14 protein-coding genes and 1 pseudogene are annotated in these 14,260 nt (G+C 39.1%); 14 read left to right on the forward strand and 1 reads right to left on the reverse strand.

What is annotated here, in order from left to right:
• Positions 1-77 precede the first annotated feature (77 nt).
• From AB8E63_RS04035 to AB8E63_RS04075, 9 genes and pseudogenes are all read left to right on the forward strand, one after another.
• A complete protein-coding gene (locus AB8E63_RS04035; RefSeq protein WP_368910060.1) occupies positions 78-575 on the forward strand; it encodes a GAF domain-containing protein in 498 nt (165 codons plus the stop codon).
• Positions 575-2,239 carry a DNA polymerase III subunit gamma/tau gene (dnaX, locus tag AB8E63_RS04040; RefSeq protein ID WP_368910061.1) on the forward strand — a complete coding sequence of 555 codons (1,665 nt, stop codon included), beginning with the start codon at positions 575-577 and terminating at the stop codon, positions 2,237-2,239. The genes AB8E63_RS04035 and dnaX overlap by 1 nt, the downstream gene beginning before the upstream one ends.
• Before the next feature lie 22 nt (positions 2,240-2,261).
• Positions 2,262-2,456 carry a DUF3272 family protein gene (locus tag AB8E63_RS04045; protein WP_006153320.1) on the forward strand — a complete coding sequence of 65 codons (195 nt, stop codon included), beginning with the start codon at positions 2,262-2,264 and terminating at the stop codon, positions 2,454-2,456.
• Between the two features lie 154 nt (positions 2,457-2,610).
• Positions 2,611-3,381 carry a Fe-S cluster assembly ATPase SufC gene (gene sufC / locus AB8E63_RS04050; protein WP_000114489.1) on the forward strand — a complete coding sequence of 257 codons (771 nt, stop codon included), beginning with the start codon at positions 2,611-2,613 and terminating at the stop codon, positions 3,379-3,381.
• A 27-nt stretch (positions 3,382-3,408) separates the two neighbouring features.
• Positions 3,409-4,671, forward strand: a complete 1,263-nt coding sequence (gene sufD, locus AB8E63_RS04055; protein WP_368910063.1) for a Fe-S cluster assembly protein SufD — start codon at positions 3,409-3,411, stop codon at positions 4,669-4,671.
• Between the two features lie 10 nt (positions 4,672-4,681).
• Positions 4,682-5,908 carry a cysteine desulfurase gene (locus AB8E63_RS04060; protein WP_006153247.1) on the forward strand — a complete coding sequence of 409 codons (1,227 nt, stop codon included), beginning with the start codon at positions 4,682-4,684 and terminating at the stop codon, positions 5,906-5,908.
• Positions 5,895-6,335: a Fe-S cluster assembly sulfur transfer protein SufU gene (gene sufU / locus AB8E63_RS04065; RefSeq protein ID WP_006153239.1), complete on the forward strand. Its 441-nt coding sequence runs from the start codon at positions 5,895-5,897 to the stop codon at positions 6,333-6,335. Before AB8E63_RS04060 ends, sufU begins: the two co-directional genes overlap by 14 nt.
• A gap of 57 nt (positions 6,336-6,392) precedes the next feature.
• Positions 6,393-7,805 (forward strand): Fe-S cluster assembly protein SufB, encoded by a 1,413-nt coding sequence (sufB, locus tag AB8E63_RS04070; RefSeq protein WP_004253255.1) that lies wholly within the window; start codon positions 6,393-6,395, stop codon positions 7,803-7,805.
• Positions 7,806-7,929: 124 nt separating this feature from the next.
• Positions 7,930-8,127: pseudogene (locus tag AB8E63_RS04075) on the forward strand (amino acid permease); the annotation flags it as partial.
• Positions 8,128-8,273: 146 nt separating this feature from the next.
• Here the strand turns inward: AB8E63_RS04075 and pbp3 are convergent.
• Positions 8,274-9,515, reverse strand: a complete 1,242-nt coding sequence (gene pbp3, locus AB8E63_RS04080; RefSeq protein ID WP_368910064.1) for a D-alanyl-D-alanine carboxypeptidase PBP3 — start codon at positions 9,513-9,515, stop codon at positions 8,274-8,276.
• Between the two features lie 105 nt (positions 9,516-9,620).
• Between pbp3 and AB8E63_RS04085 the strand changes: the two genes are divergently transcribed.
• The 5 genes from AB8E63_RS04085 to yabA all read left to right on the forward strand — a co-directional run bounded on the left by AB8E63_RS04085 (position 9,621) and on the right by yabA (position 14,260).
• Positions 9,621-10,721, forward strand: a complete 1,101-nt coding sequence (locus tag AB8E63_RS04085; RefSeq protein WP_060955865.1) for an AI-2E family transporter — start codon at positions 9,621-9,623, stop codon at positions 10,719-10,721.
• Positions 10,722-10,920: 199 nt separating this feature from the next.
• Complete coding sequence (gene tuf / locus AB8E63_RS04090) at positions 10,921-12,117, forward strand: elongation factor Tu (RefSeq protein WP_004253262.1); 1,197 nt, start codon at positions 10,921-10,923, stop codon at positions 12,115-12,117.
• Between the two features lie 270 nt (positions 12,118-12,387).
• The gene (gene tmk / locus AB8E63_RS04095) at positions 12,388-13,026 is read left to right on the forward strand and encodes a dTMP kinase (RefSeq protein ID WP_223332876.1); all 639 of its coding nucleotides are present in this window, start codon (positions 12,388-12,390) and stop codon (positions 13,024-13,026) included.
• The gene (locus AB8E63_RS04100) at positions 13,023-13,907 is read left to right on the forward strand and encodes a DNA polymerase III subunit delta' (protein WP_368910066.1); all 885 of its coding nucleotides are present in this window, start codon (positions 13,023-13,025) and stop codon (positions 13,905-13,907) included. The genes tmk and AB8E63_RS04100 overlap by 4 nt, the downstream gene beginning before the upstream one ends.
• Before the next feature lie 35 nt (positions 13,908-13,942).
• Complete coding sequence (gene yabA, locus AB8E63_RS04105) at positions 13,943-14,260, forward strand: DNA replication initiation control protein YabA (protein ID WP_004253267.1); 318 nt, start codon at positions 13,943-13,945, stop codon at positions 14,258-14,260.

Raw genomic sequence — 14,260 nt, forward strand, 5'->3', positions numbered from 1 at the left:
ATTTAATTACAAATCCTTTGTTGTTAAAACAAGGGATTTTTCTTTTTTCAACTAGTATTTTTTGATATAATGGTTTTATGTTATATTCCGAAAAAGAATCAATTTATCAAATGGTCAATGCTCAGCTCACTTCACTTTTAGAAGGTGAGACCAATGTGTTGGCTAATCTATCAAATGCCAGTGCTCTCTTAAAAATGAACTTTCCTCGTACTGTCTTTGCAGGTTTCTATTTATATGACGGAAATGAGCTTATTTTAGGGCCTTTTCAAGGTGGAGTTTCATGTGTTAGAATCGCACTCGGAAAAGGTGTTTGTGGAGAGTCAGCAGCTAGCCGTCAAACGGTTATTGTTGGAGATGTAAAGACCTATCCTAACTATATTTCTTGCGATAGTAAAGCACTCAGTGAAATTGTTTTGCCGATGGTAAAAAATAGTCATCTTCTGGGTGTCTTGGATTTGGATTCGTCTGTCCTTGATGATTATGATGAAATTGATCAGAAGTATTTAGAAGAGTTTGTATCTATTCTGCTAGATAAAACTGAATGGAACTTTTCAATGTTTGAGGAGAAAGTGTAATGTATCAGGCGCTTTATCGAAAATATAGAAGTCAAAATTTTTCACAGCTAGTGGGCCAGGAAGTTGTTGCTAGAACTCTTAAACAGGCTGTGGAACAGGATAAGATTAGTCACGCCTACCTTTTTTCAGGGCCTCGTGGAACTGGTAAGACTAGTGTGGCTAAGATTTTTGCTAAGGCTATGAACTGCCCTAATCAAGTAGGGGGAGAACCTTGTAATAACTGTTATATCTGCCAAGCTGTTACGGATGGAAGTTTAGAAGACGTTATCGAAATGGATGCTGCTTCTAATAATGGTGTTGATGAAATTCGTGATATTCGTGATAAATCAACCTATGCTCCAAGTATAGCTCAGTATAAGGTTTATATCATTGATGAGGTTCATATGCTTTCGACAGGTGCCTTTAATGCCCTTTTGAAAACACTTGAAGAACCAACTCCAAATGTAGTCTTTATTTTGGCAACGACTGAGCTTCATAAAATTCCTGCAACTATTTTGTCTCGTGTTCAACGATTTGAGTTCAAGTCCATTAAGACTCAGGATATTCGAGATCATATCTTCCAGATTTTAGAAAAAGAAGGGATTGATTACGAAACAGAAGCTGTTGAAATTATTGCTCGACGAGCTGAAGGTGGGATGCGGGATGCCTTGTCAATTCTAGACCAGGCATTAAGCTTAACCCAAGAAGCTACATTGACAACAGCAGTCTCAGAAGAAATCACTGGTACCATTAGTTTAAGTGCCTTGGATCATTACGTAGCTGCTTTAGCTCAAAAGGATGTACCGGGAGCCCTTCAAAATCTTGATCTGATTTTTGAGAATGGAAAGAGCATGACACGTTTTGTAGTCGATTTGCTGCAATATCTACGTGATATCTTAATTGTTCAAGCAGGCGGAGAAAATACACATCATAGTGATGCATTTGAGAGAAACTTAGCTCTTCCGCAGGATGTCTTGTTTGAGATGATTAGTCTTGCTACTAAAAGTCTAGCTGATATTAAGGCTAGCCTACAACCTAAAATTTATGCCGAAATGATGACTATTCGTTTAGCAGAAATTGATTCTCAACCAGAACTTTCAGGTGAGGTGGCTGAGGAATTGTCTTCTCTTCGAGAAGAAGTTGCACGATTGAAACAAGCTCTTGCAAATGTTGGTTCTAATCCCAAACAAACTGTTTCTACACCAAGTCGTCCGACTAACAGTAAGTCAATCTATCGTGTAGACCGAAATAAGGTTCAGTCTATTCTTCAAGAAGCAGTAGAAAATCCAGACTTAGCCCGTCAAAACTTAATCCGTCTTCAGAATGCTTGGGGAGAAGTCATTGAAAGCTTATCTGGTCCAGATAAGGCACTCTTGGCTGGTTCTAAACCAGTTGCTGCTAATGAACATCATGCGATTTTGGCTTTTGAATCGAATTTCAATGCCGGTCAAACCATGAAACGAGACAATCTAAACACTATGTTTGGCAATATTCTTAGTTGCGCTGCTGGATTTTCTCCAGAGATTCTTGCTATTTCTATGGAAGAATGGAAGGAAGTTCGAGCTGCATTTTCAAGCAGAGCTAAAGGTTCTCAAGAACAAGTCAATAAGGAAGAACCCGAAGAGTCCATACTTCCTCAAGGCTTTGAATTTTTAGCAGATAAAGTGACCATAGCTGAAGATTAAAGGGAATTGGTGGTAAAAGACTATGAACAGACAACAATTTATTATCATGGCCTTCTTTACTGCTGCTGAGACTTATTTCTTTAATGAATCCATCATGGAGCAACGGTATATCGTGGCCTTGCTTTGGGCTATTTTGATCCTGAGAAATTTTCGCGTGAGTTATATCATGGGTAAAATTGTGAGCGCTATAGATGATCATTTTCAAGGGAAGAAGTAGCTCCTAGCTTCTAGACAAAATCAAAGCCTTTTAGGCTTTTTTTTGTTATACTATTAAGGTATATTTATTGACATTTTACTGTGTTTTTCTAGGGATTTAAAAAGGTTAAATTTCAGGTAAATACAGTAAAAAGGATGAAAAGAAAGGAACAATCATGTCAGTATTAGAGATCAAAGATCTTCACGTTGAAATTGAAGGAAAAGAAATTTTAAAAGGGGTCAATCTGACTCTTAAAACAGGAGAAATTGCAGCTATCATGGGACCAAATGGTACCGGTAAGTCTACTCTTTCAGCTGCTATTATGGGGAACCCAAACTATGAAGTCACTAAAGGTGAAGTCTTGTTTGACGGTGTAAACATCCTTGAATTGGAAGTGGATGAGCGTGCGCGTATGGGACTTTTCCTTGCCATGCAATATCCATCAGAAATTCCTGGGATTACAAATGCTGAGTTTCTTCGTGCAGCTATGAATGCTGGTAAAGAAGATGATGAGAAAATTTCAGTTCGTGAATTTATCACTAAGTTAGACGAAAAAATGGAATTGCTCAACATGAAAGAAGAAATGGCAGAGCGTTACCTCAACGAAGGTTTCTCAGGTGGTGAGAAAAAACGTAACGAAATTCTTCAACTCTTGATGTTGGAACCAACTTTTGCCCTCTTAGATGAGATTGACTCTGGTCTTGATATTGATGCCCTTAAAGTTGTCTCTAAAGGTGTGAATGCTATGCGTGGTGAAGGTTTTGGTGCTATGATCATTACTCACTACCAACGTCTTTTGAACTATATCACACCAGATGTGGTACACGTTATGATGGAAGGTCGTGTTGTTCTTTCTGGTGGTCCAGAATTGGCTGCACGCTTGGAACGTGAAGGATACGCGAAACTAGCTGAAGAACTTGGCTATGACTACAAGGAAGAATTGTAATTCCATCGTATCTTTTAGGAGAAGTAAATGACTAAAGAAACTATTAAACTTTTTTCAGAAATGCACGCTGAACCAAGCTGGTTGTCAGACCTCCGTCAAAAAGCTTTTGATAAGATTGAGAGTTTGGAATTACCAGTCATTGAGCGTGTAAAATTTCATCGTTGGAACCTGGGTGATGGAACCATCAAAGAAAGTGAACCATCAGCAAATGTTGCTGATTTCACTGCTTTAGATAATCACTTGAAATTGGTGCAGGTTGGAACTCAAACTGCTTTCGAACAAATTCCAGTTGAGTTGGCTGAACAAGGAGTTGTCTTTACAGACTTCCATTCAGCTTTAGAAGAAATCCCAGAACTCGTAGAAGAATTTTTCATGTCATCAGTAAAATACGACGATGACAAATTGGCAGCCTACCACACAGCTTACTTTAATAGTGGTGCTGTTCTCTATATTCCAGACAATGTCGAAATCACAGAACCAATCGAAGGAATTTTCTACCAAGATAGTGATAGTGATGTGCCATTTAACAAGCATATTCTGATCATTGCAGGTAAAAACTCTAAAATCAGCTACCTCGAACGTTTAGAATCACGCGGTGAGGGTAGCGCTAAGGCGACTGCTAATATCACTGTTGAAGTGATTGCACGTTCTGGTGCTCAAGTGAAATTTGCTGCGATTGACCGTCTAGGTGAAAACGTCACTGCTTACATTAGCCGTCGTGGTAAATTAGGCAACGATGCAAGTATTGACTGGGCTATCGGTGTCATGAACGAAGGAAATGTCGTTGCTGACTTTGATAGTGACTTGATTGGTAATGGTAGCCATGCAGACCTGAAAGTTGTAGCACTTTCAAGCGGTCGTCAGGTACAGGGGATTGATACTCGAGTAACTAACTATGGTTGCAACTCTATCGGTAATATCCTTCAACATGGGGTTATCCTTGAAAAAGCAACTTTGACTTTCAATGGTATTGGCCACATCATCAAGGGTGCTAAGGGAGCAGATGCCCAACAAGAAAGCCGTGTTCTGATGCTTTCAGACCAAGCGCGTTCAGATGCTAACCCAATTCTGTTGATTGATGAAAATGATGTCACTGCAGGTCACGCGGCTTCTATTGGTCAAGTTGATCCGGAAGACATGTACTACCTCATGAGCCGTGGATTAGACAAGGCAACTGCAGAACGTTTGGTTGTTCGTGGTTTCCTTGGATCTGTAATCGTTGAGATTCCTGTCAAGGAAGTTCGTGATGAAATGATTGCGACGATCGAAGAAAAATTGTCAAAACGCTAAGGGGAAGCCTATGTTAGATGCAGAAGTGATTCGCAAGGATTTTCCAATTTTAGATCAGATTGTTAATGACGAACCTCTTGTTTATTTGGATAATGCTGCGACGACACAAAAACCACTAGCTGTTCTGGAAGCCATTAATCGCTACTATGAACAGGACAATGCCAATGTCCACCGAGGTGTTCATACCTTGGCTGAGAGAGCGACAGCATCATATGAAGCCGCTCGTGAAACCATTGGTAAGTTCATCAACGCTGGTTCGACAAAGGAAGTACTCTTCACTAGAGGAACTACGACCAGTCTCAACTGGGTGGCGCGTTTTGCTGAAGAAATCTTGACTGAGGGAGACCAGGTCTTGATTTCAGTCATGGAACACCATTCCAATATTATTCCATGGCAGGAAGCTTGCCGAAAGACTGGGGCAGAGCTTGTTTATGTCTATCTCAAAGATGGAGCTCTGGATATGGATGACTTGCGTTCTAAATTGACTGACAAAGTTAAATTTGTTTCACTAGCTCACACATCAAACGTTCTTGGAGTGGTTAATCCTATCAAAGAAATCACACAAATGGCTCATGAAGTTGGAGCTATTATGGTGGTGGATGGTGCTCAGTCTACACCTCATATGAAGATTGATGTACAGGATTTGGATGTGGACTTCTTTGCCTTTTCAGGTCACAAGATGGCTGGTCCGACTGGTATCGGTGTCCTTTATGGCAAAGAAAAGTATCTTGAGCAAATGTCTCCAGTAGAATTTGGCGGCGAGATGATTGATTTTGTTTACGAGCAATCTGCTAGTTGGAAGGAATTGCCTTGGAAATTCGAGGCAGGAACTCCCAATATGGCTGGTGCTATTGGACTTGCAGCTGCCGTGGATTATCTTGAAAAGATTGGTATGGATGCCATTGAAACCCATGAACAGGAATTGATTGCATACGTCTTTCCAAAATTGCAGGCAATTGAAGGTTTGACCATTTACGGTTCGCAAGATTTGGCACAACGTTCAGGTGTCGTTGCCTTTAACCTTGGCGATCTTCATCCTCATGACCTTGCAACTGCTCTGGATTATGAAGGAGTAGCAGTTCGTGCGGGTCACCATTGTGCGCAACCTTTGCTTCAATATTTGGATGTTCCAGCAACAGCTCGCGCTAGTTTTTATATCTACAACACCAAGGCTGATTGCGACAAGTTGGTAGATGCCCTACAAAAGACAAAGGAGTTTTTCAATGGCACTTTCTAAACTAGATAGCCTTTATATGGCAGTGGTAGCAGACCATTCGAAAAATCCTCATCATCAAGGAAAGTTAGAAGATGCTGAGCAAATCAGTCTCAATAATCCAACCTGCGGGGATGTTATCAACCTCTCTGTCAAGTTTGACGCAGAGGATCGTTTGGAAGATATTGCTTTTCTAAATTCAGGATGCACGATTTCCACTGCTTCTGCTAGTATGATGACGGATGCTGTTTTGGGCAAGACCAAGCAAGAAATTTTAGAACTTGCAACCATTTTTTCTGAAATGGTTCAAGGGCAAAAAGATGACAGACAAGATAGTCTCGGCGATGCAGCTTTCTTGTCAGGTGTTGCCAAATTCCCGCAACGAATCAAATGCGCAACCCTAGCTTGGAATGCCCTTAAAAAAACAATTGAAGACCAAGAAAATAAATAAGACAAGCTTTCTTTGTCTTATAAATCATTAGAAATAAAGAATGAAAGAAAGGATATTATGGCTGAAGAAAGAGTAGAACCAAAACCAATTGATCTTGGTGAATATAAATTTGGTTTCCATGACGATGTAGAGCCTGTCCTATCGACAGGAAAAGGATTGAATGAAGATGTCATTCGTGAACTATCAGCAGCTAAGGGAGAACCTGAGTGGATGTTGGAATTCCGTTTGAAATCTTATGAAACCTTCAAAAAAATGCCCATGCAAACTTGGGGAGCAGATTTGTCAGAGATTGACTTTGATGACTTGATCTACTACCAAAAACCATCTGATAAACCAGCCCGTTCTTGGGATGACGTTCCTGAAAAAATCAAAGAAACCTTTGAACGAATCGGGATTCCTGAAGCTGAGCGTGCCTATCTAGCTGGAGCTTCTGCCCAGTATGAGTCAGAAGTGGTTTACCATAACATGAAGGAAGAATTTGAGAAGTTAGGAATTATCTTTACAGATACAGATTCTGCCCTTAAGGAATACCCAGACTTGTTTAAGCAATATTTTGCGAAGTTAGTACCGCCGACAGATAACAAGTTGGCAGCCCTCAACTCAGCAGTATGGTCTGGTGGAACCTTCATCTATGTACCAAAAGGTGTCAAGGTAGATATTCCACTTCAAACCTACTTCCGTATCAATAATGAAAATACTGGACAGTTTGAACGTACTCTGATTATCGTTGATGAGGGAGCAAGTGTCCACTACGTAGAAGGATGTACAGCGCCAACTTATTCAAGCAACAGCTTGCACGCTGCTATTGTAGAAATCTTTGCTTTGGACGGAGCTTATATGCGTTATACGACTATTCAAAACTGGTCTGACAACGTTTATAACTTGGTAACCAAACGTGCTAAAGCTTTGAAAGATGCGACAGTTGAGTGGATTGATGGAAACTTGGGTGCTAAAACAACCATGAAATACCCATCTGTTTACCTAGATGGAGAAGGAGCGCGTGGTACGATGCTTTCGATTGCCTTTGCCAATGCAGGGCAACACCAAGATACGGGTGCTAAGATGATCCACAATGCTCCACATACGAGCTCCTCTATCGTCTCTAAATCAATCGCTAAAGGCGGTGGTAAGGTAGACTATCGTGGACAAGTGACTTTCAACAAGAACTCTAAGAAATCTGTTTCTCACATCGAGTGTGATACCATTATCATGGATGACTTATCAGCATCAGATACCATTCCATTTAATGAAATCCACAACTCACAAGTTGCTTTGGAGCACGAAGCCAAGGTATCTAAGATTTCAGAAGAACAACTCTATTACCTTATGAGTCGTGGCTTGTCAGAGACTGAAGCAACTGAGATGATTGTCATGGGATTTGTAGAGCCCTTCACCAAAGAACTTCCAATGGAGTATGCAGTTGAGCTGAATCGCTTGATTAGCTATGAAATGGAAGGGTCAGTTGGATAATCATTATAAATAAAAACTGAGCAAATATTACATTTGTTCAGTTTTTTAGATACAATTTTATAAATATTCACAAAATACATTATCTGTGGTAAAATAAAACAATTATTGTTAGTGGAGCTCAAGAATGAATATTTTTAGAACTAAAGACTTCAGTCTAAGTAAAACAGAAATGCATCGTCATTTGAAATTATGGGATTTAATTCTTTAAGGAATTGGGGCCATGGTGGGAACTGGTATTTTTACCATTACAGGAACAGCTGCAGCAACACTAGCAGGACCTGCTCTTGTGGTATCTATCGTGATTTCTGCGATCTGTGTGTCCTTTATGCTTCAATACACTCTTGAAACTTGGATAGCATTTGTATTAGCTTTAATAGTAGGAGTTATTACTTACTTTACTTATGGCTATAAAAACTCTACACTATCAAAAAATCAATAAAGAAAAAATCGCGATTTTTCGCGATTTTTTTATAATTTTTCATTTACAAATCGAACGAAACGATTCCACCATACTTTTAAGAAGAAGGCTTTCTCAACATTCTTTTCAGCGACCATTTCAAAGGTTGGTTTGTCAGTGGTGATATAACCTTGACCGACTAAGTCTTTGTCATCGTAAGTCAGATGTCCAACAACTGTACCTGCTTCTAGAGGAGCAACATGCTCAGTAGCATCAGGTGTGTATGTAACACTTGATTCCGCTCGACTACCAAGACGTTGAACAATTTTTATATCTTCTTTAGCGACTGCTGTAACCGTATCTTGCTTCCCGTCATAAACTGGAGATTTGCTATCTTGGTAGCTTTCTCCCTGCTTAACGATTGTTTGGAGAGCAAAATTAGATGAGATATAGTCCAGAAGAGCTGAAGTTGCTGTGAAACGAGCGTAAGGATTTGTATCTTGATTATCCGCATTAAGGACAACGGTAATGATACGCATTCCTTTTTCAACAGTCGTACCAACAAAAGAAGCACCTGCTTTATCAGTTGTTCCAGTCTTAAGACCATCAATACCACCACGGTAAGCAGGCATACCATCTAACATTGAGTTTGTAGAATGAATAGTCATTCCTGCAAAAGTGGAAGAAGGTTTCTTCGTGATTTCTAAAACCTGAGGATATTTGAGGATAAGATTACGAGCGACAACTGCAACATCATAGGCGCTCATCTTATTTTCGTCATCTTTCTTAGAACCAGGATAGATATTATTCCCAAGAGTTTCATTATTTAGACCAGTTGTATTTACGAGGGTGGCATCTTGAATTCCCCATTCAAGAAGTTTAGCCTTCATCATATCAACAAAGTCTTTTTCTGATCCAGCAACCTTTTCTGCCAACGCGATAGCTGCACTATTGGCACTAGATACCAATGTTGCTTCTAGCAACTCTTCAACAGTGTAGTTACGAGCTTCCAAGGGAACGTTACTTGCTTCGGAGTTGGTTGTAAGCTGGTAGGGGTAATCTGAAATTTCCACTGGGGTAGAAAGAGTGATTTTGCCTTGCTCTAGAGCTTCATATACTAGGTAAACGGTAAGTAGTTTACTGATAGAGGCAATTTCAACCGGTTGTGTCGCATCTTTTTCATATAAAATCTTACCACTGTTAGCCTCAACAGCGATGGCATGTTTTGCTGCGACATCAAAATCCTGAGCAAAAACAGTAGTAGCAGAACCAAATGAAATAAGCGTGATTAATGTTAAAAATAATTTCTTCATAGTAACTTTATTCTATCATAAAGACAAAAAATATTCTTGTTTTTATAATGTAGGTTATCAATCTTTTTCGAAATATGGTAAAATAGGAAAAAGAGGAGGTGGCATATGTTTCGGAGAAATAAATTATTCTTCTGGACCACTGAGATATTATTAATAACCCTTATTTTCTACTTATGGCGAGAAATGGGTGCTATTATTACACCGTTTGTAAGTGTCGTAAATACAATCATGATTCCCTTTTTACTAGGTGGATTTCTATACTACTTAACAAATCCAATCGTCATTTTTTTAGAGAAGGAATGTCGCATTAATCGAATCATTGGTATTTTGTTAACACTTTGTGTTCTCTTTGGAACCATAGTGATAGCTGTCGTCTATCTCTTGCCGATTTTAATTAATCAGTTGAGTAGCTTGATTAATTCTAGCCAAGATATCTATTCTCGAATCCAAGATTTAGTGATAGAATTATCGAAATATCCTACTTTCCAAGAGCTAGATATTCAACAAACAATCCAACAATTAAATCTTTCTTATGTCGATATTTTACAGAATATCTTGAATAGTGTGACAAATAGTGTGGGAAGTGTCCTTTCAGCTTTGGTAAGCACTGTTTTAATTATCATTATGACACCGGTTTTCTTGATTTATTTCCTTTTAGATGGTCATAAATTCTTACCGATGCTAGAAAGAACTATTTTAAAGCGAGACAAACTCAATATATCTGGTTTAATAACAAACTTGAATGAGACTATTTCCCGTTACATAAGTGGAGTATCAATCGATGCGTTCATTATCGGGTGTTTGGCTTTTATCGGTTATAGTGTGATTGGCTTAAAATATGCATTAGTTTTTGCTATTTTCTCAGGTTTAGCAAATTTGATTCCTTATGTTGGACCGAGTATTGGACTAATTCCGATGATTATTTCAAATCTGTTTACGGATCCTCAAAAGATGATTATAGCAGTTATCTATATGCTGATTATCCAACAAGTAGATGGGAATATCCTATACCCTCGTATTGTTGGTGGAGTCATGAAAGTCCATCCGATTACAATTCTCGTGCTATTATTGTTGTCAAGTAATATCTATGGTGTCGTAGGTATGATCGTTGCCGTTCCTACCTACTCAATTCTCAAAGAAATTTCCAAATTCCTAGTCCGACTTTATGAAAAACATAAAGAAGTACAAGAAGTGGGAGAAAAATAAAGATTTTAAAAAGAAACGGATTCATCTGTTTCTTTTTTTATCAATAAATCGACAACTTATAGTAAGAATAAGAATAATTAATAAAAACTTTGTAAAAGACTTGCAATTTAGCTAAAATTTGATAAAATAGTAAGGAAAGTTAGACTGTATTGCCTACTGTCTATCTATAAAATATATTTTATTGGAGGCTTTTACTCAAATGGCAAAAGAAAAATACGATCGTAGTAAACCACACGTTAACATTGGTACTATCGGACACGTTGACCACGGTAAAACTACCCTAACTGCAGCTATCACAACTGTTTTGGCACGTCGCTTGCCTTCAGCAGTTAACCAACCTAAAGACTATGCGTCTATCGATGCTGCTCCAGAAGAACGCGAACGCGGTATCACTATCAACACTGCGCACGTTGAGTACGAAACTGAAAAACGTCACTACGCTCACATCGACGCTCCAGGACACGCGGACTACGTTAAAAACATGATCACTGGTGCCGCTCAAATGGACGGAGCTATCCTTGTAGTAGCTTCAACTGACGGACCAATGCCACAAACTCGTGAGCACATCCTTCTTTCACGTCAGGTTGGTGTTAAACACCTTATCGTCTTCATGAACAAGATCGACTTGGTTGACGACGAAGAATTGCTTGAATTGGTTGAAATGGAAATCCGTGACCTTCTTTCAGAATACGACTTCCCAGGTGACGATCTTCCAGTTATCCAAGGTTCAGCTCTTAAAGCTCTTGAAGGTGACTCTAAATACGAAGACATCATCATGGAATTGATGAACACTGTTGATGAGTACATTCCAGAACCAGAACGTGACACTGACAAACCATTGCTTCTTCCAGTCGAGGACGTATTCTCAATCACTGGACGTGGTACAGTTGCTTCAGGACGTATCGACCGTGGTACTGTTCGTGTCAACGACGAAATCGAAATCGTTGGTATCAAAGAAGAAACTTCAAAAGCAGTTGTTACTGGTGTTGAAATGTTCCGTAAACAACTTGACGAAGGTCTTGCAGGAGATAACGTAGGTGTCCTTCTTCGTGGTGTTCAACGTGACGAAATCGAACGTGGACAAGTTATCGCTAAACCAGGTTCAATCAACCCACACACTAAATTCAAAGGTGAAGTTTACATCCTTACTAAAGAAGAAGGTGGACGTCACACTCCATTCTTCAACAACTACCGCCCACAATTCTACTTCCGTACTACTGACGTTACAGGTTCAATCGAACTTCCAGCAGGTACTGAAATGGTAATGCCAGGTGATAACGTGACAATCGACGTTGAGTTGATCCACCCAATCGCCGTAGAACAAGGTACTACATTCTCTATCCGTGAGGGTGGACGTACTGTTGGTTCAGGTATGGTTACAGAAATCGAAGCTTAATTCGATTTAGTTCCCAGAAGAACAATTATTTAAGTCAGACATTAAAAGAATCTTGCTATGCAAGGTTCTTTTTTTCTAGTTATACAAAGACAAAATAAGACAGTATGGTAGTTGATTACGAATATATAAACTTAATTAAATATTTATCTTATTTATTAACGAATGTATTTCCTAGTTTTTCAGAATAAATTTTTATTAGGTTAAAAAGCTTTTCACAAATGCCTGTTTTTTTGATAGAATAGAAGGAAGAAAAAAAGAAATGAGTTCGTCATGTCAAAAGGATTTTTAGTCTCTTTAGAGGGGCCAGAGGGAGCTGGTAAAACGAGTGTGCTTGAAGCTATCCTCCCTTTGTTAGAAGAAAAGAATATTGAGTTTTTAACAACACGTGAGCCAGGTGGTGTTTTGATTGGTGAGAAGATTCGAGAAGTCATTTTAGATCCTAGTCATACTCAGATGGATCCAAAGACAGAGTTGCTTCTCTATATTGCAAGTCGTAGACAGCACCTAGTAGAGAAGGTCTTGCCAGCACTTGCAGCTGGAAAATTGGTCATCATGGATCGTTTTATTGATAGTTCCGTTGCTTATCAAGGCTTTGGTCGTGGTTTGGATATTGAAGCTATTGACTGGCTCAATCAATTTGCGACAGATGGACTCAAGCCAGATTTGACACTTTATTTTGATATTGAAGTGGAGAAGGGACTTGAAAGAATCGCTGCAAACAGCGATCGCGAAGTCAACCGTTTGGACTTGGAAGGTTTAGACCTGCACAGAAAAGTGCGTCAAGGCTATCTTTCCCTTCTTGAGAAAGAAGGTGAGCGTATTGTTAAAATCGATGCGAGTTTACCACTAAATCAAGTGGTTGAAAATACTAAACAAGTTTTATTTGACAGAATGGGGCCGACAGAATGAATCAAGAGCAATTAAGAGCTTGTCAACCCCAGCAATTTGACCGTTTTGTTCACATCTTAGAACAAAGACAGCTGAATCATGCCTATCTCTTTTCAGGGTATTTCGGAAGCATGGAGATGGCCTTATTTCTGTCTAAGAGTTTGTTCTGTACAGAAAAGCAGGGTGTCTTACCTTGCGAGTCTTGCCGAAATTGTAAGTTGATTGATCAGGAAGAATTTCCTGATGTCACCATTATTCGTCCGATGAATCAAATCATTAAAACGGAACGAATCCGAGAATTAGTTGGCCAATTTTCTCAATCAGGAATCGAAAATCAACGTCAGGTTTTTATTATTGAACAAGCAGAAAAAATGCATGTTAACGCTGCTAACTCACTACTTAAGGTTATTGAGGAACCGCAAAGTGAAACCTATATTTTCTTCTTAACCAATGATCAAGAGCAGATGTTACCAACTATTCGAAGCCGGACACAAATTTTCCAATTTAAGAAACAAGTCGAAAGCCTTAGGAATCAACTTGAACAAGCAGGATTGATAAAAAATAAAGCAAGGCTTTTAGCCGAGTTTAGTCAATCGCAAGCAGAAGCCGAAAAACTGACAAATCAAACAAGTTTTTGGACTTTGGTTGAAGAAAGTGAACGATTCTATAGCTGGTTGGAGAATGGGAAAAAGGAATCCTACTTACAGGTTGCAAAATTAGCTAGTTTAGCAGATGACAAAGAAAAACAAGACCAAGTCTTTAGAATTTTAGAAGTTTTAGCAGGTCAAGAGATTCAAAAAAATGTAGCACGTACAATATTGCAAAACCTTCTCGAAGCCAGAAAAATGTGGAAAGCAAATGTGTCTTTCCAGAATTCTTTGGAATACCTAGTTTTACAATAAAATGAACATGAAAACAGAAAAAGAAAGGGCTGTTCATGAACAAGAAAGAATTATTTGATGCCTTAGATGATTTTTCTCAACAGTTGTTGGCAACCTTGGCAGATGTCGAAGCCATCAAAAAAAATCTCAAGAGTGTTGTAGAAGAGAATACAGCTCTTCGTTTAGAGAACGATAAACTGAGAGAGCGCTTGAGTGAGGAAGAAGAAACAGCTCCAACTAAGACCAAGCATGTTAGAGAAAACGTGAGCCGAATCTATGACGACGGTTTTCATGTGTGTCGCGACTTTTATGGCCAACGTCGTGAACAAGATGCAGAATGTATGTTTTGTGATGAATTGTTGTTTAGGGAGTAA

The sequence above is a fragment of the Streptococcus sp. oral taxon 061 genome (assembly GCF_964211575.1).
In the GTDB taxonomy this organism is placed as follows: Bacteria; Bacillota; Bacilli; order Lactobacillales; family Streptococcaceae; genus Streptococcus.

Coding starts and splice junctions, on each gene's coding strand:
- AB8E63_RS04100 (WP_368910066.1), top strand. CDS start 13,023: ATGAATCAAGAGCAATTAAGAGCTTGTCAACCCCAGCAATTTGACCGT.
- dnaX (WP_368910061.1), top strand. CDS start 575: ATGTATCAGGCGCTTTATCGAAAATATAGAAGTCAAAATTTTTCACAG.
- AB8E63_RS04045 (WP_006153320.1), top strand. CDS start 2,262: ATGAACAGACAACAATTTATTATCATGGCCTTCTTTACTGCTGCTGAG.
- AB8E63_RS04035 (WP_368910060.1), top strand. CDS start 78: ATGTTATATTCCGAAAAAGAATCAATTTATCAAATGGTCAATGCTCAG.
- sufD (WP_368910063.1), top strand. CDS start 3,409: ATGACTAAAGAAACTATTAAACTTTTTTCAGAAATGCACGCTGAACCA.
- AB8E63_RS04085 (WP_060955865.1), top strand. CDS start 9,621: ATGTTTCGGAGAAATAAATTATTCTTCTGGACCACTGAGATATTATTA.
- yabA (WP_004253267.1), top strand. CDS start 13,943: ATGAACAAGAAAGAATTATTTGATGCCTTAGATGATTTTTCTCAACAG.
- sufU (WP_006153239.1), top strand. CDS start 5,895: ATGGCACTTTCTAAACTAGATAGCCTTTATATGGCAGTGGTAGCAGAC.
- pbp3 (WP_368910064.1), bottom strand. CDS start 9,515: ATGAAGAAATTATTTTTAACATTAATCACGCTTATTTCATTTGGTTCT.
- tmk (WP_223332876.1), top strand. CDS start 12,388: ATGTCAAAAGGATTTTTAGTCTCTTTAGAGGGGCCAGAGGGAGCTGGT.
- sufC (WP_000114489.1), top strand. CDS start 2,611: ATGTCAGTATTAGAGATCAAAGATCTTCACGTTGAAATTGAAGGAAAA.
- sufB (WP_004253255.1), top strand. CDS start 6,393: ATGGCTGAAGAAAGAGTAGAACCAAAACCAATTGATCTTGGTGAATAT.
- tuf (WP_004253262.1), top strand. CDS start 10,921: ATGGCAAAAGAAAAATACGATCGTAGTAAACCACACGTTAACATTGGT.
- AB8E63_RS04060 (WP_006153247.1), top strand. CDS start 4,682: ATGTTAGATGCAGAAGTGATTCGCAAGGATTTTCCAATTTTAGATCAG.